The organism is Halomonas sp. (genome assembly GCF_052095765.1).
In the GTDB taxonomy this organism is placed as follows: Bacteria; Pseudomonadota; Gammaproteobacteria; order Pseudomonadales; family Halomonadaceae; genus Halomonas.
This window is the reverse complement of record NZ_JBQDJZ010000010.1, coordinates 2,495-22,040: the sequence shown is the minus strand read 5'-3', so window position 1 is coordinate 22,040 and position 19,546 is coordinate 2,495. Positions and strand designations below refer to the sequence as shown.

16 protein-coding genes are annotated in these 19,546 nt (G+C 58.5%); 6 read left to right on the top strand and 10 right to left on the bottom strand.

The genetic code is table 11. The features are described from left to right. The first annotated feature begins 144 nt into the window (after window positions 1-144). Window positions 145-1,347 (top strand): tyrosine-type recombinase/integrase, encoded by a 1,203-nt coding sequence (locus ACTH3D_RS02635; RefSeq protein WP_441664962.1) that lies wholly within the window; start codon window positions 145-147, stop codon window positions 1,345-1,347. A gap of 205 nt (window positions 1,348-1,552) precedes the next feature. Here ACTH3D_RS02635 and ACTH3D_RS02630 read toward each other — a convergent pair whose 3' ends face one another. The 4 genes from ACTH3D_RS02630 to ACTH3D_RS02615 form a co-directional block, all read right to left on the bottom strand. Then, window positions 1,553-2,590, bottom strand: coding sequence for an Ldh family oxidoreductase (locus ACTH3D_RS02630; protein ID WP_441664960.1), 1,038 nt, complete (start codon window positions 2,588-2,590; stop codon window positions 1,553-1,555). 30 nt (window positions 2,591-2,620) lie between these two features. After that, complete coding sequence (locus ACTH3D_RS02625; protein WP_441664958.1) at window positions 2,621-3,949, bottom strand: TRAP transporter large permease; 1,329 nt, start codon at window positions 3,947-3,949, stop codon at window positions 2,621-2,623. Next, entirely contained in the window at window positions 3,946-4,404 is a 459-nt protein-coding gene (locus tag ACTH3D_RS02620) for a TRAP transporter small permease subunit (protein ID WP_441664956.1), read from the bottom strand. Before ACTH3D_RS02620 ends, ACTH3D_RS02625 begins: the two co-directional genes overlap by 4 nt. Window positions 4,405-4,578: 174 nt before the next feature. Further along, window positions 4,579-5,643, bottom strand: coding sequence for a C4-dicarboxylate ABC transporter substrate-binding protein (locus ACTH3D_RS02615; protein ID WP_441664954.1), 1,065 nt, complete (start codon window positions 5,641-5,643; stop codon window positions 4,579-4,581). A 224-nt stretch (window positions 5,644-5,867) separates the two neighbouring features. On the opposite strand from ACTH3D_RS02615, the gene ACTH3D_RS02610 reads away from it, so the two are divergent. Continuing rightward, window positions 5,868-6,470, top strand: a complete 603-nt coding sequence (locus tag ACTH3D_RS02610) for a helix-turn-helix domain-containing protein (protein WP_441664952.1) — start codon at window positions 5,868-5,870, stop codon at window positions 6,468-6,470. 166 nt (window positions 6,471-6,636) lie between these two features. Then, complete coding sequence (locus tag ACTH3D_RS02605; protein ID WP_441664950.1) at window positions 6,637-7,062, top strand: SufE family protein; 426 nt, start codon at window positions 6,637-6,639, stop codon at window positions 7,060-7,062. Here the strand turns inward: ACTH3D_RS02605 and guaD are convergent. From guaD to xdhA, 4 genes are read right to left on the bottom strand one after another with little or no spacing between them, the layout of a single operon-like run. Continuing rightward, window positions 7,059-8,369 carry a guanine deaminase gene (guaD, locus tag ACTH3D_RS02600; RefSeq protein WP_441664948.1) on the bottom strand — a complete coding sequence of 437 codons (1,311 nt, stop codon included), beginning with the start codon at window positions 8,367-8,369 and terminating at the stop codon, window positions 7,059-7,061. The genes ACTH3D_RS02605 and guaD overlap by 4 nt on opposite strands. After that, the gene (gene xdhC, locus ACTH3D_RS02595) at window positions 8,359-9,276 is read right to left on the bottom strand and encodes a xanthine dehydrogenase accessory protein XdhC (protein ID WP_441664946.1); all 918 of its coding nucleotides are present in this window, start codon (window positions 9,274-9,276) and stop codon (window positions 8,359-8,361) included. The genes guaD and xdhC overlap by 11 nt, the downstream gene beginning before the upstream one ends. Then, the gene (gene xdhB, locus ACTH3D_RS02590) at window positions 9,273-11,681 is read right to left on the bottom strand and encodes a xanthine dehydrogenase molybdopterin binding subunit (protein ID WP_441664944.1); all 2,409 of its coding nucleotides are present in this window, start codon (window positions 11,679-11,681) and stop codon (window positions 9,273-9,275) included. The genes xdhC and xdhB overlap by 4 nt, the downstream gene beginning before the upstream one ends. Next, on the bottom strand, window positions 11,665-13,203 hold the full coding sequence (xdhA, locus tag ACTH3D_RS02585; RefSeq protein ID WP_441664942.1) for a xanthine dehydrogenase small subunit: 1,539 nt from the start codon (window positions 13,201-13,203) through the stop codon (window positions 11,665-11,667). Before xdhA ends, xdhB begins: the two co-directional genes overlap by 17 nt. A 272-nt stretch (window positions 13,204-13,475) precedes the next feature. On the opposite strand from xdhA, the gene ACTH3D_RS02580 reads away from it, so the two are divergent. After that, window positions 13,476-14,180 carry a TetR/AcrR family transcriptional regulator gene (locus ACTH3D_RS02580; protein WP_441664940.1) on the top strand — a complete coding sequence of 235 codons (705 nt, stop codon included), beginning with the start codon at window positions 13,476-13,478 and terminating at the stop codon, window positions 14,178-14,180. A gap of 16 nt (window positions 14,181-14,196) precedes the next feature. On the opposite strand, the gene ACTH3D_RS02575 is transcribed toward ACTH3D_RS02580, so the two are convergent. After that, window positions 14,197-15,573: an NCS2 family permease gene (locus tag ACTH3D_RS02575; protein ID WP_441664938.1), complete on the bottom strand. Its 1,377-nt coding sequence runs from the start codon at window positions 15,571-15,573 to the stop codon at window positions 14,197-14,199. Window positions 15,574-15,745: 172 nt separating this feature from the next. Between ACTH3D_RS02575 and hrpB the strand changes: the two genes are divergently transcribed. After that, complete coding sequence (hrpB, locus tag ACTH3D_RS02570) at window positions 15,746-18,265, top strand: ATP-dependent helicase HrpB (RefSeq protein ID WP_441664936.1); 2,520 nt, start codon at window positions 15,746-15,748, stop codon at window positions 18,263-18,265. Window positions 18,266-18,322: 57 nt separating this feature from the next. After that, on the top strand, window positions 18,323-18,781 hold the full coding sequence (locus ACTH3D_RS02565; protein ID WP_441664934.1) for a YchJ family protein: 459 nt from the start codon (window positions 18,323-18,325) through the stop codon (window positions 18,779-18,781). Between the two features lie 75 nt (window positions 18,782-18,856). Here ACTH3D_RS02565 and ACTH3D_RS02560 read toward each other — a convergent pair. Next, on the bottom strand, window positions 18,857-19,546 hold a 690-nt coding region (locus ACTH3D_RS02560), incomplete at its 5' end, for a Na+/H+ antiporter NhaC family protein (protein WP_441664932.1).

The window sequence follows — 19,546 nt, the reverse complement described above, 5'->3', positions numbered from 1 at the left end:
TATCTTGGTAGAATTAAATTCAAGATTACTCGCATTATCTTGATTTATCAGCTTGCGACACGGACACTAAGCGCCTTGGTGCATGAACTGGCGCACCTGAGTAGGCAGCGGGTGAAAATAGCGGCAAACATGACAACCGACGACATGACACATAAGCAGCTGTTGCCGATGGATCTGGGGCATTCAGCCCAAGAGGTGGTAGAAACATCTGACAGAGTCGGCCGTTCACCGGCCGATTCGCCGCGTATTCGTGCGTCAAGTGACATTGATGCCGTGGTTGCCTGGTTGGAGGAATACCGCGCTAGCCCGAACACTCAGCGGGCCTATCGAAGAGAGGCTGAGCGGTTGCTGCTATGGATAGCCGACATGCAATACCATACGAAGCCACTTAATTTATCGGGGCTACGTCGTGATCAGCTCGATGCATTCGAACAATTTCTCGCTGACCCACAGCCTGCCGGGCGCTGGATAGGGCCGTCGCGTCCGCGCAGCGATAGCCGTTGGCGGCCTTTTCGTGGACCGCTGTCGCCAGCCAGTCGTCGTCAGAGCTTGGTGATTCTGCAGGGCATGTACGCCTGGCTGGTGGAGGCGGGCTGGGTCAGCCACAACCCCTTCCGGCTGATGCGCGACAAGCGCCGTCGGCTGGATAGCAGAAGTGGCCGTGTGGAGCGCTACCTAGAGCGGCCGCTGTGGGATTGGCTATGGCAGTGGCTTAATGCACCGTTGCATGAAGCGGCCACGCCACGACAGCACTTTGAAGCTCAGCGGCGTCGCTGTATTTTTGGTTTTGCCTATCTTCTGGCACCACGTCTTGGCGAAATGGCGGCAGCACGCATGAATGACTTTACGCTAAGGGAAGGCCGCTGGTGGTGGCGCGTAGCTGGGAAAGGCGACAAGCTGGCCACTATTCCGGTGCCACCGGACATGTGTCGATTGCTCGAAGCTTGGCGGGATTACCTGGAGCTGGATGGAATGCCTTCTTCAGATGAGGACACGCCGCTGCTACGCGGGATTGATGGGCAGCGTGCCATCGGCGATAACCAGCTATATCGTGTGATTCGCGATACGTTTTGCCAGGCCGCAGCAGCGCTTGAAGCGGCGCAGGGACAGGGTGCTGCGCGTGAAGTGGCTAGCCTGAAGCGTGCTACACCACACTGGTTGCGTCATACCGCACTGACGCATCAGGCCCAGGCAGGTATCGAGTTGCGCTATCTCGCTGAGACCGCACGTCATGCGCGGCTGGATACTACATCACGTTACCTGCACACCGAAGACGAGCAGTGGCATGAGCAGCAGTCACGGCATGGGCTGGCTTCTATCGTGCAAACGAATAATCGCCTGAACTGATTAGACGCACGCGGTGCGAATCCACTCGAGAGTGGTATCTAAGACGGCTGCGCAGTCGTAAAAACCAGCCTCTATCTCAACATGCCGGTAATCGGTGTTATCGTTTCCTGATGCAAATGCTGACATGCTTTACTGGGGCTTTGTGCGTCACTGTTATGAGTAGGGTTCCGAAGAACAGCTGCGCCAGGCCTTACCCTGTTAATGCTCAGTCCAGCAGCGCTTCAATCTCCTTGACCAGCGCGAGTGGCACCTCTGCTCCATGCTCTAGACTGCGGGCACGTTCGCGATAACGGCGCTGGGAAGGGAGGCGTGCGCCCTGCCCAAGTATCGCTTCGAACAGAAGCTCTGAGCGCTCCATGTGTGCGGTTGACGCCTCTCCGGTCAACCGTGATGGATCAAGTGCAATAATCAGCTCACCATGGTAAGGCAGACCCTGTCGGCCATCATCATGCTGGCTAGACTCGACGCTGAGTAGGTCGCCAATCAGTGGGCCGGCGATTAGCTCAATCATGATCGCCAGCGCCGACCCTTTGTGTTCGCCAAAGGTGGTCATGGCGCCACGATCAAGCACTTCAGCGGGATCACTGCAGGGGACGCCGTGACGATCAACGCCCCAGGCTTTGGGAATCATCCTTCCCTCCCGCCGATAAAGCTCAATGTCACCTCGTGCGATGGTGCTGGTGGCAAAGTCAAAGATGAACGGAGCGTCGCTGGGATATGGCCAGCCGAATGCAATGGGATTGGTCCCCAGTAATGGCTGCCTGCCACCATTGGGCGCCACATAAGCCTGGGTAGGATTGCAGGCAATCGCCACCAACCCCTGTTCGGTAAGCCTCTCGAGCTCGACCCACAGGGCTGTGGAATGTACGCAATGGTTAATCGCCAGCAGGGCGATTCCCGTATCTCGCGCCTTGGTTACCAGATGCGGCAAGCCACGCTCGAAAGCGCAGGGGGAAAACCCCCCCTTGGCATCGACGCGCACCACACCGGGGGCCACATCTGCTACCTCGGGGATCGCGTTGGGAACCGCACCCCCCTTCGTGACGGTATCGATGATGCCCAGCAGCCGATAGATGCCGTGCGAATGGCTCGCATCCAGCTGTGCGGCCACGAGAGTCCTACTGAGGGCGCTGGCCTGCTCCTCGGTAAATTTATGATGCGTCAGGACCCGATGACACAGTGCCATCAATGCATCCCGATCAAGACGGAGAGTCGCCTCTTGGCGCGCTTCAAGATCCTTCATGAATACATACTCCGTAAAACTCAACGCTGGTCACCATGACGGACCGCTCAATTGCTCAGGTAGCCACATTGCCAATGCGGGGAAGGTAAGCACCAGGGCCAGCACCACCAGCTGCACCAGAATGAAAGGAACAACGCCGGCATACATATGCCTGAGGGTTACCTCGGGTGGCGTGATGGCCCTGAGATAAAAAATCGATGGTGCCAATGGCGGAGTTAGGTAGCTTGTCTGCATGACTACCAGGAATGCCACACAGAACCAGATCTCATCGAAGCCCAAGGCACGTACAATAGGCATGGCCACTGGAATGATGATCAGTACTACCGAAATCATGTCCAGCACAAAACCGGCCAAAAAGGCGATCAGCAGAATCATGCCGATAACCATCCAGGGGCTCATGCCAGTGTCCATCAACAGCGACTGAACCGTCGCCATGCCGCCAGCAGCGAAAAAGACACCAGCAAACATGTTGCCACCCAGCACGATCAACAAGATCATCGCCGAGATATTCAGAGTACGCAGCGCGGAATTCCATAGCACATTGCGATTCAGGGTACGGTAGGCCAAGGCCAGTAGAACCGCCCCTAGCGCGCCGCAGGCCGCCGCCTCCGTGGGCGTCGCGATACCCAGCAAAATGGTACCAAGCACCGTCATGATCAGAGCCAGTGTAGGCAGCAGCGCCCACAGAGTGACGCGGACCTTCTCTCCCCAGCTTGTGCCGTCATCCTCGTCCACCGGCATTCGCGGTGCCATTTCCGGCTTCAGATAGGATACCAGGACAATGTAGAGCAGAAACAGGACGGCCATCAGGAAGCCGGGCGCCATCAGGCCGCTGAACAGTGACCCCACTGACACGCTCGCCACCGGCCCCAATACGACCACCGTGATCGAAGGAGGAATGGCCGTGCCCAGTGAGCCACTCGCGCAGATGGTGCCAGACATCAGGGATTTGCTGTAGTTATGCTTGAGCATGACCGGAATGGCCAGCAGGCCGATTACCGCCTCAGTGGCACCCACCACGCCGCTGGCCGCTGCGAACAGGGTCCCCATGACAACCGCGCCCACCCCAAGACCACCGGGTAACCTCCGCGTCCAAAAATGAATCGCTGTAAACAGCCGCTCGGCGATGCCTGAACGCTCAAGCATCGCCCCCATGAAGATGAATAAAGGCACTGCAGCAAGAATCGAGTTGGAGGCGGTGTCTTCGATTTTTGTCAGTAACTGGTAGGCGGCCGCATCACCGAACAGGAGGATGCCAAATAGCGTTGCCACCAGTATCATGGAAAAGGCGATCGGAAAGCCGGTAATGATCAGTCCAATAAGCGCTGGAAACATGGCCAGCGATAGAAAATCGCTCATGCAGAGCCCTCCTTGACGGATGGCTTATCTCGCAGCGTAGCCACCGCCTTCATGATTTCCGCGACTACCTGGAGGAGAAGTAATAGAAAGCCAAGCCACCAGCTAAGGAATACCGGCCATACTACAGGGTTCCAAGCTGAGCGGCCTGAGCGTTCACCGCTTTCGAGAGCGCCCATAGCGTACTTGCCAAGTTCCCACACCAGCCAGGCCAATACGGGGAGAAACACCATATATCCCACTAGGCGCACCGCGGCATTGGTTCGATCTGACCATCTCAGGCTAAACAGGTCTACGCTTACATGCTGGCCTTGGCGCAAGGCATTGGACATGCCCAGCATGAAAATTGTACCCATGACCATATAGCTGATCTCGAAAGCCCAAAGTGTCGGCCTGCCAAGCACATAGCGGCTAAACACTTCGTAGACTAGGGCCCCAATCAGGGGAAAGGTCAGCATCGCGCCTATCCCACCAGCCCAGCGAGTCAACCGCTCAATTGTATGAATCAGTCTCATTTCAGCTTTCCCATATGGGATAATCGGTATGCACGCAACATCTTGGCACAGGCGTCAAGAAAGTGAGGCCGACTGCCTCCCTCTCTTGACGCTGTACTGGTTTGGAGTTGCTAGTCGTTACTCACGGCCCATTGAGCCAATCGGCAAGCGGTACTGCTGCCAAGTCGTCATAGAATCCTTGAAGTCGCGCTGGGACTCCAGCACGCGGGCGAACCACTCGTTATCTTCAGCGTGCTCGTTTTCCCACTTCCGGGTTTCTGCATAGATCTCTTCGATAAACGCAGGGTCCAGCTGGACGATTTCGTTGGGGCCTGCGAGGAGTTCCTTATAGGCCTCCAAGTCGGCGTAGGAGCTGGCTAGCCAGGAATCGAACACGCTGAGCTTGCCGGCAAGGCGCATCAGCTCCTGCTGCTCGGCATCCAGCTCATCCCAAGTGTCCTGATTGACCTGACACTCTAGGAAGCCCCCCGACTGGTGCACGCCGGGTAGCACGACATACTGCGCCACGTCCTGGAAGCCGGTCGGCTTATTCATCTCGGGGCTGCCCCACTCGGCGGCATCGATTACGCCGCGATCCAGGGCGTTGTAGATTTCGCTACCGGCCATGACCACGGTGGACGCTCCAAGGTTCGAGGCGATTTCGGCCCATGCGCCCGACGTCCGTAGTCGCAGTCCCTGGAAGTCTTCCAGCGTCTTGACCTTCTTGTTCGAGTGCAGGAAGAGCTCGGTGCCCAGGATCGAGCACGGGAATGCTACGACATCGAAGACATCGCGCCGGAACTCCTCGTAGAGCTCGGCGCCGCCGCCCTCATACATCCACATCATGAACTCTTCTGGTGTCAAGCCACTGGAGTGACCGGCCAGCAGCGCGGCAGTAGGATCGGTACCATAGTCATAGTTGATATAGTTATGACTCACATCGGCAATGCCCGCCTTGACGGTGTTGGTAACGCGGAGGGCACCGCCCAGGGTTCCCCCGGGAAAGACCTCGACTTCGATTTCGCCGGCGGTCAGCTGGTTAACGTAGTTGGCGAAGGTCTGAGCGTCACGCTCCAACCAAGGCCCACCACCCCACGGAGTGGCCATCTTCCACTCTTTATCGGCTGCGCTTACACCCGTGGTAGCGGCCGCCAAAACGCTCAATAGGGTAATGCGGGCAACCAGTCGTTTCCTGTTATTCATGATTGTTCTCTCAAAATTTTATTGTGTATGAGTCGGGCATCAAAAAGAAAAAAGTCGCATCACAGAAAGACTTGAGGCCACCATCATATAAAGCTGCTTGAATCTTTCAGCGCCCTGAATCATGATTGCATATACGCAAGATCAAGTCAAAAAAAGAAAAGCTTAATAATATCAAGTGCTTATTTTAGTTTTTAATAGTGTCTTCAAACAAAAGTGAGGTCGCCATGAGCAACACTGCGAAAACTCTTCTGCGCCCCCTTGAACGGCATCGAAAACCTGGTCCAATCGGTAAAAGCCTGAAGGCTCTTCGGCTTTCCAAAGAGCTAACCATCGCGCAGGTGGCCGCAGCATCAGGCACCTCGGCAGCCAGCATCTCGCGCATCGAAAATGGCCGTCTTTCCCCTACCTATGACGTCATCGTCGGATTGGCCTCGGCCCTGGAGGTAGAAGTCAGTGAGCTGTTCTACTATTACGAACGCAGGTCTCCTAGCGGCTGGCGTACGCTAACCCGCGCAGGGGATGGCCATGTAGTTGAAACTCCCAACTATCGGTTTGAACTGCTCTGCAGCGACATGCTTAGCAAGGACTTTCTGATATTTTTCACGACGGTACTGAATACCAATATCGAAGAGTTCGGCGAGCTACAGAAACACGTAGGACAGGAGCAGCTTGTCGTACAGGAGGGGGAGGTGGAGGTCTGGACCGAGCACTATGAGCCTGTTCGGCTCCAAGTCGGCGACAGCCTGGCGCTGGATAGTCAGATGGGACATGCGGTGATCTCGAAAAGCCCTGAACCGGCCAAGATCCTATGGGTCAGCAGCGTTTGAGTGGGTTTGCATCAGAGATCCCGTAATAGTTTGTCATGTCCACCTATGCAACGGTGACATGGTTGACGTTAATAAAACCTGTTTTTTCAATCACACGGAGCGATGCGTTGTGCACGCTCGGGCACTTGGCCAGTATAATGGGGAGAAATTTCCATGGAGTCTAAAGATGACCGCGACTAGTGCCGAAGCCGCCCAACAGGAACTGCTGGAAGAGTTCGAGCTGTTTGATAACTGGATGGACCGCTATCAGTACATCATCGATCTGGGCAAACAGCTGCCGCCGTTGCCCGAGGAATATCAGACCGACGAGTATCGTATCCAAGGTTGCCAGTCCAATGTCTGGATGCGCCATCGCCGCGAAGGCGAGCAGCTGCATTTTGATGCGATGTCTGACGCGGCCATCGTGTCAGGGCTGATCGCCGTGTTGATGCGTATCTACAGCGATCGAACCCCGCAGGATATCTGCAATACCCCGCCACACTTCCTGCAAGACCTTGGGCTCGACAAACACCTGTCACCGACCCGCAGCAATGGCCTTAATGCCATGCTGCAAAAAATCTACCGGGTCGCTGAGCAAGAGTCAGTAAGCTAGCCCTGGTATGTCCGGCCATTGATCCAGGTGGCATGCACCGCGCGCTCGTCGCCCAGCATCATTAGTGCAAACAGCCGCTCGACTAAACTGCCGGAGCGAGCGGTGCGCCGTTTCAGCAGTGGCGTGGCGGCGGGGTCCAGCACTACCAGATCCGCCTCGCTGCCAGGCGCAAAATGACCGATAGCGTCCTGCAGGTGCAGGGCGCGGGCGTTCCCCAGTGTCAGTTGATAAAACCCCTGCCATGCAGTGAGCGGCTGCCCCAGGAGTTGACCCACCTGGTAAGCGGCTTTCAGGCTGCCTAGCCCGGAAAGCTCAGTGCCCGCGCCTATGTCACTGGCCAGACTGATATTTAGCCCCGCCTCGCGGCAGGCCAGACGGTCGAACAGCCCACTACCCAGAAACAGGTTGGAGCTGGGGCAGAACGCGATATTTGATCCGCGTTCAGCCAGCCGGTGGCGCATGTCCTGATCTAGATGGATGCCGTGAGCGAAGGTGCTGCGCGGGCCGACCAGGTTAAAGTGTTCATACACCGCCAGATAGTCCTGGCAATCCGGAAACAGCTCGGCGACCCAAGCGATCTCGCCAGGGTTCTCTGACAGATGCGTTTGTAAATATAGGTCCGGTGCATTGCGCAACACACCGCCGGTGGCATCGAGCTGTTCACGGCTGGACGTCGGCGCAAAGCGCGGCGTCAGGCTGTAGCTGAGCCGATCGCGGCCGTGCCAGTCGGCAATCAGCCGTTCACTATCGTCAATCCCACCGCCAGGTGGGTCGAGCAGCGCCTCGGGGGCGTGGCGATCCATCAGCACTTTCCCGGCCAGCATGCGCATTCCACGGCGCTGGGATGCTGAGAAGAAGGCATCCACTGAGTTGGGGTGCGAGGTGCAGAAGACCTGAGCGGTAGTGGTGCCGGCCTCGATCAGCTGATCGAGAAACGCCTCGGCCACGGCATCGGCGTGAGCGCGCTGGGTAAAACGGCACTCCTCGGGGAAGGTGTATTCGTTAAGCCAGTCCAGCAGCTGACGGCCATAGGAGGCCATGATGTCGAGCTGGGCGTAGTGCACATGTGGATCGATAAAGCCGGGCATCAGCAGTTTACCGCGATAGTCGATGTGCTTGGCGTCTGCCGGCGCACGACTCGTCAGTTGTTCATGATGCCCGACGGCACTGATGCGGCCATTTTCAATCAACAGTGCACCATCAGGATAATGGCTAAGACTGTCGGGCGCCGGGGTATCGCCTTCGCCGGGATCGTCATTGAAGCTAAGCACTTCGCCGCGCAGCAGGTAGCGAGAGTTATCCGTCATGCTTGACTCCATAGGCAGGTGATTCGTGAGAAGACGGTGTAAATACTGGTGCCTTATTGAGCAGGCCGCGTAGCAGCGCCGGGTCGAGCCCGCGCCGACTGGCGGTGGGTAGCTGTGTTGCCAGTGAGGTTTTCAACGTCAGAAGCTCAGCGGCTACCGCCAGGGCTATTTCGTAAGGCCGCTTGCCAATGGCGCCGGGAACGCCAATCGGGCAGCGAACCTCGGCTAACCGTTCGTCGCTGTGTCCGGCGTTTCTCAGCCGACTGCGAAAGCTGGCCCACTTGGAATCTGAGCCAATCACGCCCAGTGAGGCAAGATCCTCGCGGCCCAGCAGCGCATCGAGCAGGGCGCGATCCAGAGCATGGTCATGGGTCATGATCAATACATGAGAGCTCGGTGCCAACGTTGCGACAGTCTGTTTAATACCTTCCTCGTCGGGTGTATAGCTGTGACGAGACTGTCGATCGACGGCGGATGTGTCCGGAAAGCCATCGCGGCGGCTGTCGAACCAGTCGACACGCCATGGCAGGGGGGCGAGCACCTGGGCCAGAGCGCGTCCCACGTGGCCGGCACCGAACAGTGCTACCTGCATCTCTGCCGCGGGAAACAGCTCGATCAGCACCTGCACGTGGCCACCGCAGCATTGTCCAGAACGCCCGCCTAGCGGGAAGTCTTCCAGCCGAAGTCCGACCTGCCCCTCGGTAAGCCAGCGCTGGGCCGCCTCGATGACCTGCTCTTCGAAGTGGCCGCCGCCCAGTGTGTCCATGCTGTCATCGGGAGTGATCACCATACGCGTACCAGGCTCGCGGGGTGTCGAGCCCGCTGCTGCGACCACAGTGGCCAGCGCGTGGGGATGTGCCTCGCGCTGCAGTTGATGAAGCGCGGTATGCCAGGTTTGTGTTGTCATGAGTCGGTCTCCCCTACAGAAAACGCCTCTTTCTTTGGTGCGTGTTTTTTTATCGCTTCGATTGCCATCAGCATGCGCTCGGGCGTTGCCGGAGTATTGAGTGGCGGACATACTCGGTAGTCGGTAAGGCTTGATAAGGCATCACGCAGCGCCGACCACACGGAAATACCCAGCATGAAAGGTGGCTCACCCACGGCCTTGGAGCGATAGATGCTGGCCTGGGAGTTAGGGTGACCTTCCAGCAGTTTGACGTTAAAAACCGGCGGTAAGTCTCCGAAGGCGGGAATCTTGTAGGTCGACGGGCCATCGGAAGTCAGCCGCCCGGTGTCGTTCCAGGTGAGCTCTTCGCTGGTCAGCCAGCCCATGCCCTGAATGAAGGCGCCCTCGACTTGGCCGGTATCGATGGCAGGATTCAGCGAATCACCGACGTCGTGAAGGATGTCGGCGCGGCTCAGCCGGTATTCACCGGATAGAGTGTCGACTTCAACTTCTGAGACCGCAGCGCCATGGCCGAAGTAATAGAAGGGCCGCCCCTTGCCAATGCTGCGATCGTAGTGAATCAGCGGCGTGGCATAAAACCCTTTCTCGGACAACGAAACTCTACCCATGTAGGCCGCCTGGATCAGCTCGCCCCAGGCAATGCGCTGTTCGCTTTCACCGATGCCGGCAATCAGGTAGCCGTTTTCAAGCCGCATGGCTTCCCGGTCAAGTCCGCCATTTACCTGATCGAAGTGGTCGGCAGCGAAGTCGAACAGCCGCTCGCGTAGCTTGCTGGCCGCATCTCGTGCTGCCTGGCCGTTGAGGTCAGCACCGCTGGAGGCGGCAGTGGGCGAGGTGTTGGGCACCTTATCGGTGCGGGTGGCGCTGATGCGTACCTCGGTCATTTCCAGCCCCAGCTCGCGTGCGACTACCTGGCAGATCTTCGTGTGCAGCCCCTGACCCATTTCGGTGCCGCCGTGATTGATCATCACGCTACCGTCGGTGTAGACGAGTAGCAGGGCACCGGCCTGGTTGAGGTGTTGCAGGGTAAAGGAGATGCCGAATTTAACTGGCGTCAGCGCCAGTCCCTTTTTGACGATCGGGCTTTGAGCGTTGAATTCGCTGATGGCCTCGCGGCGTGCCCAATAATCGCTGCTGGATTCAAGCTGGCTGACGATGTCAGACAGAAGCGCCAGCTGCTCTACACGTTGCCCATAGTGGGTCATGTCGCGGCCCTGGCGATAGAGATTGCGCTTGCGGATGGTCAACGGGTCCTCGCCCAAGTGGCGAGCGATGTCGTCCATGGCCTGTTCGATGATCATCATGCCCTGGGGGCCACCGAAACCGCGAAACGCTGTATTGGAGGCCTTGTGGGTGCGCGCCCGATGTCCGGTGACTCTGGCGGAGCCCAGCGAGTAGGCGTTATCCGAGTGAAACATGGCGCGATCGACAATCGCGTCAGACAGGTCCGGCGAATGTCCGCAGTCACCCACCACGGTAATCTCGCCGCCCAGCAGCACGCCCTGGTCATCTACGCCGAGACGATAGCGGTTATGGAACGGATGGCGCTTACCGGTGGCGTGCATGTCCTCGCGGCGTGGCAGACGTAGCTTGGCCGCTCGCCCAGTGCGCCGGGCGATGATCGCCGCGATACAGGCCCAGGGCGACGCCTGGGTTTCCTTGCCGCCAAAGCCGCCGCCCATGCGCCGGTTCTCTACGGTGACCGCATGAAACGAGGTGCCCAAGACCTCGGCGACCAGCTTTTGGGTCTCGCTGGGATGTTGGTTAGAGGTGTAGACAATTACACCATCATCTTCACTGGGCACGACCAGGCAGGCTTGGCCTTCGAGATAGAAATGCTCCTGGCCACCGACAAACTGCTCGCCCTCGAACACGTGGGCCGCCTGGTCTAGGGCCTGCTGCCAGTCGCCGCGCTCCTGAACATGGGTGGGGCGCACCAGATCGCCGCGTTCAACAGCGCCCAGCGGGTCGAAGCTGGGCATGCTTGCACAGATATCGATATCGGCCAATTGGACCGCACGGCGTGCCGCTTTTTCGCTTTCAGCTGCGACAGCAAACAGACACTGCCCGACATAGCTGACTTCAGCGTCGACAAAGATCGGGTCGCCAGCATATACCGGCCCGATATCGGTATGACCAGGCACTTCGTTAACGGTGATGACATCGATTACGCCCGGTGCGGTGCGGACCTTGTCGAGGTCTAGGCGATTAAGATGGCCGTGGGCCACCGTCGACAGACCAACGGCGACATGCAGTAGGTTTGCCGGTGCAGGTAGGTCATCAATGTAGTCCGCACGGCCGGTGACATGTTTGATGGCGCTTTCGTGAGCATGAGAATGGTTGGCAGCGCTCTTCTTATCATGAGCAAGGCCAGAGGACGGATCAAGCTTAGTGAGCGTACGCATCGAGGGTCACCTTGATCTTTGAGTTCTTGATCGCTGAGTTGTTGTTGTCAGTCGCCTGAGAGGCCTGGCTGTCTGCCTCAATCATCAGGCGCAGCCGTTCAAGCAGGTTGCTGGCGGCAGTGCTGCGGTACTCGGCGCTGCCACGCACATCGCTCATTGGCGTGAGCTCTTCGCCTAGCGTTTGGCGGGCGGCAGCAAAGGCGGCACTGTCAGGTGCGCGGCCTTCAAGTGAGGCCTCGGTCGCAGTGGCACGCAGTGGAATGGCTGCCATGCCGCCAAAGGCTAGGCGCACATCGCGCAGTACGCCGTTATCTAGGCGCCAGGTGAAGGCGGCGAGCACCGCCGAGATGTCATCCTCCCGGCGTTTGGACAGCTTCCATACCTTGAGGTTGTGGTCGGCAGCGGGGCGCGGCACGAAGATCGCGGCGATGAATTCGTTCTCGGCCAGTGCAGTCTTGCGGTAATCGAGGAAAAAGTCCTCAAGCGCCAGTTCGCGTGCGCCATCGGGACCGTCTAGACGCAGGTGGGCCTTCAGCGCCAGTAGTACTGGCGGGCCATCGCCAATAGGCGAGGCGTTGGCGATATTGCCACCCAAGGTGCCGTGGTTACGAATCTGTGACGAGGCGAAACGGTGCAGCAGATGCTCGAAGGCTGGAAAGTGCTCGGCAAACAGTGGCGACAGCTCAGACAATGTGACCGCCGCTCCGATCCACCAGCCATCGGCGGTTTCATCGATGGTTCTGAGTTCGGCGACCTGATGTACATCGATGATGTCGTCCAGTGTCTCTAGGCGCTGGGTCGTCTCCAACCATAAATCAGTACCACCGGCGACCAGTTTAGCCTTGGGCCGCTGGCGCTTCAGCTCACGCAGTGTGGCAATGTCTTGCGGCATGGCATAGCTTTGCGGTGCGACATAGACATCAGAGCGCAAGCCGGCAAGATTACCAGCAAGCTCAGTATCATCGGCCCAGGCCAGTTGGAAGTCTGGATAGTTACCCATCGCCAGCGCGGCATCACGGATCGGGCGATAGCCGGTGCAGCGGCACAGGTTGCCGCCCAGCACTTCCTCCAGTCGCTGCTGGGTGAGCGGGGCGGGCGCTCGGCGCTGCTGCTCATACAGGGTAAATAGCGACATCACGATGCCCGGTGTGCAAAAGCCGCACTGGCTGCCATGGTGGTCGACCATGGCAGCCTGGGCCGGGTGTAGTTGCGAAGGCAGTGGGGAAGAGTGTGACTGGGCTGAGTGCGGATTTTCACTGCGTGCCAGTCCTTCTACAGTCACCAAATGGCAGCCGGCCACCTGATGCGCGGGCAGGATGCAAGCGTTGGCACTGCGATACTCAAGCTCACCCTGAGCATCCAGCTCGCCGATGGCCACCGTACAGGCGCCGCAGTCACCGGAAGCGCAACCTTCCTTGGTGCCGTTTTTTCCGAGGTGGGTCCGTAACAGCTCAAGCAGACTGGTCTCAGCGGGCACATCGGCACACTGCTGTCGCCTGCCATTCAGGTAGAAGTCGATCATGGCCGTCTCCGTGTTGTCGTTGTGTTTGTTGGCCGGGGAAGTGCGTTACCTGTGATTCTTGACCATGTGGTCAGTTTTCGCAAGTCTAGCCGTCACTTTTTTATCGCCAATCCACTGCTATCTATTTTCAAGCGGGTCCAAGTGGCCTGTGTGAAGCAAAGTCCCAAATAGAAAACGGGATAATACCGGGGCAAGGAAGGTAGCTGAATTGCCTGAACACGGGCACTCAGGCAAAATTTCTGCCTGATATAACAGTCTCCAAGCGAGGGTTCATGGACAAGGCAAGGCGACATAGCGTGCAGGATGAGCAACAAAGCGAGTTAGATAGTGGGCGCAGCGTTGAGCAAGAAAGCGGCGGCGTCATCCGTCAGCGCAATGAGCGCGCCATCCTGGCGGCAGCAGAGCGGATATTTGCGCAGCATGGCTATCGCGGTACCAGCCTGCAGCAAATCGCCGAGCAAGCGGGCATGCCCAAGTCCAATCTACTGTATTACGTCGGCAGCAAGCGCAAGCTCTATGTGCGTCTACTGGAGCGTACCATGACGCGCTGGAACGTCATGCTTGACAACATCTCGGCCGATGATGATCCCGCCGAGGTGCTGTCGGCCTTTATCCGCTCCAAGATGCAGATTTCACGCCAGCACCCTGAAAGCTCACGACTGTTTGCCAGTGAGATTCTGGGCGGTGCGCCTTTTCTCCAGGAATATCTGCGCGGCGAACTGCGTGATTGGGTGTTGAGCCGTTCGGCGGTGTTCAAGATATGGGCCGACCGCGGCCTGATGGACCCGGTCGACCCGGTGTGGCTGATCTTTCTGATCTGGTCATCGACCCAGCACTACGCAGACTTCGAAGCCCAAGTGTTGGGCATCACCGGCCGCGACGCGCTAAGCGATGATGACCTGGAAGACATTACCCGATTTTTGACCCGGATGGTGCTCAAAGGCTGCGGCGTGAAGACTGTCGAGCCGAGCCAATGAGCGTTTTAGACAGAGCTTAAGTCGTTGCCAGCATCACCACACAGAGTGCCGCAGTAACCCACATCGCCGGTTTGATCTCCGATATTCTGCCGGTCAGGGTTTTGATCAGCACAAAGGTCATGAAGCCGAAGGCGATTCCAAGAGTGATCGAATAAGTCAGTGGCATCAGGATGATGGCCAGGAACGCCGGGAAGGCCTGGTCAAAGTGGGTCCAGTCGATCTTGCTTATTGGTGCCATCATGAACAGCCCAACCATGACCAGCGCAGGCGCTGTGGCTATACTCGGTACCAGCGACAACAGCGGTGACAGAAACAGGAACGGCAAGAAAAGCAGCGCGATGACCACTGCTACTAACCCCGTACGGCCGCCCTGAGCCACCCCGGCACCGGATTCGATGAACGTCTGCGCGGCGCTGGTGCCCAGAGGTGCTGCAATCATCGAGGCAAAAGCATCGACTGTCATCGAGCGTTTGAGGTTACGCGGATTGCCGTTCTTGTCCTTGAGGCTATCGCCCGCCGACTCGGACAGCGCCATGAAGCACGACAGCGCATCGAAAAAGTTGGTGAACAACATGACGAAGATAAACGGCAGATAAGCTACCTTGAGCGCACCAAGGATATCGACTTTCATCACTGCCCCAAAGTCGGGCCAGGCGGCCAGGCCGCTCCAGGAGACGACGACTTCATCGCCCCATAGGTGACCCATAGGCGCGGCCAGCAGGGTGGTCAGCGCAATACCCATGATAAGAGCGCCGTTGAAGCGCTGAATCACGAAAATGGCTGTGGCAATCAAGCCAATGAAAAAAGTGACCAGTTGGGCGTCGATGGTGCCCAGTGACACCAGGGTGGCATTACTACCAACGATGAAACCAGCATTTTGCAGCCCGATAAAGGTGATGAACAGTCCTATACCACAGGTAATGGCATAGCGCAGCGAGGCAGGGATGGCGTCGATGATGGCTTCGCGGACGTTAAACATGGCAAGTACTGCAAACATCACCCCCGACCAGAATACGCAGCCCAGCGCCACTTCCCAGGACAGGCCGGCACCCAATACCAGGGTATAGGTAAACAGTGCATTCATGCCCATGCCCGGTGCCACCAAAATGGGGTTGCGGGCATAAAGCCCCATGGCCAGGCTGCTTAAAAAGCTGATCAGCACGGTGGCTGACAGTGCAGAGGTAAAAGGGATACCAGCGTCAGAGAGCACTGCTGGGTTGACTACGATGATATACATACCGGCCAGGAAGGTAGCAACGCCTGCCAGCAGTTCGGTTCTCAATGTGGAGCCGCGTCGGGTAACACCAAACCAGCGGTCAAGAAAGTGCTGATTCTGTGGGTTTGACGCAGTCGCGTGCGAACGCCCTTCGGGATGTGTCGTTGTCTGTTGCATGCCATTTAACCCTGTTGTTGTTGTGGGGTGTTGTCATGGGAAATTCGAACCGCCATATCTTGACCGCTTGGTCAGGATGTCCGGCTAAGCGTAGAATCACTGGTGCGAGATAGCAAGAACCGGGATGGAAAGAATCCATACAAGTATCGGGAATGTGGGCAAAGAGACGAAGATGGCTGACGTCGAAAATAACCACTCTGGCAAACGGCAAGCCATCGCGCTGCCTATCGAAGCGCGGATGGCTGATATCCTTGCTGCGCTGGATAGAAGCTCCCGGGCACTGCTGGTGGCCGAGCCAGGTGCAGGAAAAACTACTCGAGTTCCACTGCCGCTGCTTGATGCTGACTGGTGCCAGGGGCAAAAGCTCCTGCTGTTGGAGCCACGTCGCGTCGCCGCCCGCTTGGCCGCAGGCTTCATGGTGGAACAGCTGGGCGAATCGGTCGGTGAGACGGTGGGTTATCGCATGCGCGGTGATACGCGGGTGGGACCGAACACACGGCTGGAGGTCGTCACTCAGGGCGTGCTGACTCGCATGCTGCAGAATGATCCACTACTGGATGGCGTTGCTGGCGTCATTTTCGACGAATTTCATGAGCGCAGCCTGGAAGCTGATCTGGGTTTGGCGCTGGCACTCGATGCTCAGACAGCGCGCGATGACCTGCGCCTGCTGGTAATGTCGGCGACCCTCGATGCGGCCTCGCTTACCGCGGTACTTGGCGAAGACACGCCGGTGATTGACTGCCCTGGTCGTCAATTTCCGGTAGAAACCCGCTACCGCGAGGCGGCGGGGCGTGATCCAGTATCGCATCAGGCTGAGGTGATTGGCGAAGCACTGACGAAAGACAGCGGAGACGTGCTGGTGATTCTGCCTGGTGTCGGCGAGATTCGTCGTCTAAAAAGTGCGTTGGCCAGTCATTTTTCTAAGCTTCCGTCTGCACCTGCTGTTGCCGAATTGCATGGCCGCCAGCCGCTGGCCGAACAACGCAGGGTGCTTAGGCCCGCGAGTGATGGTCAACGCCGAGTCGTGCTGTCTACCGCGGTTGTCGAGTCCAGCATCACTGTGGATGGCATAGGCGTGGTCATTGATGCTGGTCGCGAGCGGCTGGCCGTGTATCAGCCGCGCAGCGGCCTGACTCGGCTTGAAACGCGGCGTATCAATCGTGCCAGTGCCGACCAGCGGCGTGGCCGGGCAGGGCGCCTGGGGACGGGGGTGTGTTATAGGTTGTGGGGCGAGGAGCAGCCGCTGCCGGCAGACCGCGAGCCGGAAATTCTGCAGGCTGACCTGTCATCACTGGCGTTTGAACTGGCCCGCTGGGGCATTACTGATCCTCAAGCACTGCAGTGGATTACCCCACCGCCGACAGGGGCCATGAAGGCGGGCCAAACGCAGCTCGCTCGGCTCGGTTTGCTTGATGAACATGGCCATTTGACGCCGCTGGGCCGCGCCTGTGAGCGTTGGCCGACCTCGCCACGGCTTGCTCTGCTGTTGGCCAACGCTGCTGATGCAGGGCCAGATATCGCCACACTGGCCTGTGGACTGGTGGCGTGGCTGGAAGGTAGAGACGCGGATGGCGAACAAGATCCGGTCGAGGCACTGAAACAGCATTTTCAACGTCCCAATGATTATCGTAGCTGGCGCCGCGATGCCGAGCGCTTGGCGGGATTGATGTCAGCCGGCAAAAGCAACGTGCATCGGGGCCAGGCCAGCCTGGGCCTGGTCAACATACAGCGTGACGCGGCGCATATCGGCCAGCTGCTGGCACTCGCCTGGCCGGAGCGCGTTGCCCAGCAAACGGCCCCTGGCCAGTTCCGCCTGGTGGGCGGGGGCAAGGCGACACTGGACACCCGCAGCCCGTTGGCTCATGCGGCGTTTCTCGTGGCGATTGAGCTCGATGGTGAAGACGGCGGTGGGCGTATCTATCGCGCTACAGAATTGAGCCGGGAGAGTCTGCTTGACTGTTTTCCCGAGGCGTTGGTCTGGCGCGACTCTCTGCAATGGGACGATGAGCAGGGCCGACTGGTGGGTGAACAGCGACAAGGGCTGGGCGCGGTGATGCTGGCGCGTCGCCCATTGCGCGGCAAGCCGCCCGAAGCAGTACGGCGCGCCTTGATCGAAGCCCTTGAGCGTCGTCAGCGACTGCCATTCGATACGGCCGGTGAGCAGCTGCGCGGGCGGGTGGCTTTACTGCGACGTGAGCTTGGTCCGCCGTGGCCGGACTGGTCGGATGCTGCGCTGCTTAATGGGCTCGACAGCTGGCTGGGATCACACTTGGAAGGGTTGCAGAGCATTGATGACATTGCCAAGTTACCGTTGTGGCGTGTATTGCTCGACGGCCTTGATTGGTCGCTGCGCTCGCGACTTGATAGCCTGGCGCCAACCCATCTTCAGGTACCCAGCGGCTCACGGATTCGGCTTGACTACGCGGGCGAAACGCCGGTGTTGGCGGCCAAGCTGCAAGAGCTGTTTGGCTGGCAGGAGGTACCGAAGCTGGCAGAAGGGCGGGTAGCCCCGCTGGTGCACCTGCTGTCACCAGCACGTCGTCCGCTGCAGGTGACTCGAGACCTGGCAAGCTTCTGGGCCAACGGCTACGCCGAGGTACGCAAGGACATGCGCGGGCGCTACCCCAAGCACCCTTGGCCAGAAGATCCGCTTAGCGCCACGGCCACCGCCAGAGCCAAACCGCGGCGCTAGCCCTCTCTACCCGCACAGCCTGGTGCGCCTGATGACTTGCTTGGCGAGGTTCATATCATGCTGGATGCATCATCACCCTACTGCCCCTGCCAAAGTGGGCTGTCTCTCGATGCCTGCTGCGGGCGCTATCATGACGGCGAGCTGGCCCCCACGCCGGAAGCCTTGATGCGCTCACGCTTCAGTGCGTTTGCATTAGGGGTTAATGACTACCTGCTGGTGACTTGGCATCCCGATCAGCGTCCGGCCAGCCTGTTGGATGACGATTCGACTGAGTGGGTGAGACTGGAAATTATCAGTAGTCAGGAAACAGGCGATACCGGTACGGTGCATTTTCGGGCAACCTTTCGGGAGAAAGGTCGCTGGCGAATTCTTCAAGAAGAGTCCAGGTTCATCCGTACACAAGGGCGCTGGCTGTATGTCGATGGCAAGACTGAGATTCTTCAGCTCAAACCGGGGCGAAACGCGGACTGTCCGTGCGGTAGCGGACGCAAGGGCAAGCGCTGCTGTGTGCGATAAATCACCAGGGTGACAAAACGCAAACGGCCAGGCAATAGCCTGGCCGCGTGTGTGACGACAAACACAGCTGCTGGTTTATAGCGTCATGGCCGCCAGCCAGCCAAAAGCGATCAGTGGAATGTTGTAGTGCAGAAAGGTCGGCACCACGCTGTCCCAGATATGGTCATGCTGACCATCGGCATTAAGACCGGCAGTTGGCCCCAAGGTCGAGTCAGATGCCGGTGAGCCCGCATCGCCCAGAGCAGCCGCAGCCCCGACCAGCGCAATGGTGGCCATCGGCGAGAAGTCAAACCCCATCGCCAGCGGAACGTACAACGACGCGATAATCGGAATGGTCGAGAACGACGAGCCGATACCCATGGTAATAAACAGGCCGACCAGCAGCATGACCAGCGCGGCCAGGCCCTTGTTGTCGCCAATCAGGTTGGTTGAGCTGGTGACCAGTGTCTCAACTTCGCCACTGGCCTGCATCACGCTGGCAAAGCCAGCCGCTGCGATCATGATGAAGCCTACCAAGGTCATCATCTGCATGCCTTCAGTGAAGATGTTGTCCTGCTCGTGCCAGCTGAACACACCGCTGACTGACAGCAGCGCAAAGCCGAATAGGCCACCCAGAATCATCGAGCCACTGAACAGCTGCACCGCAACGGTACCGATCAGAGATACCGCAATCATGCCCATTTGCCAGGGCTTGAGCGTCCGTGCAGCCTGAGTCGGCGTCTGATCGCCATGGGCCAGGTCGCGATCTTCATAGTGGCGTTTTCG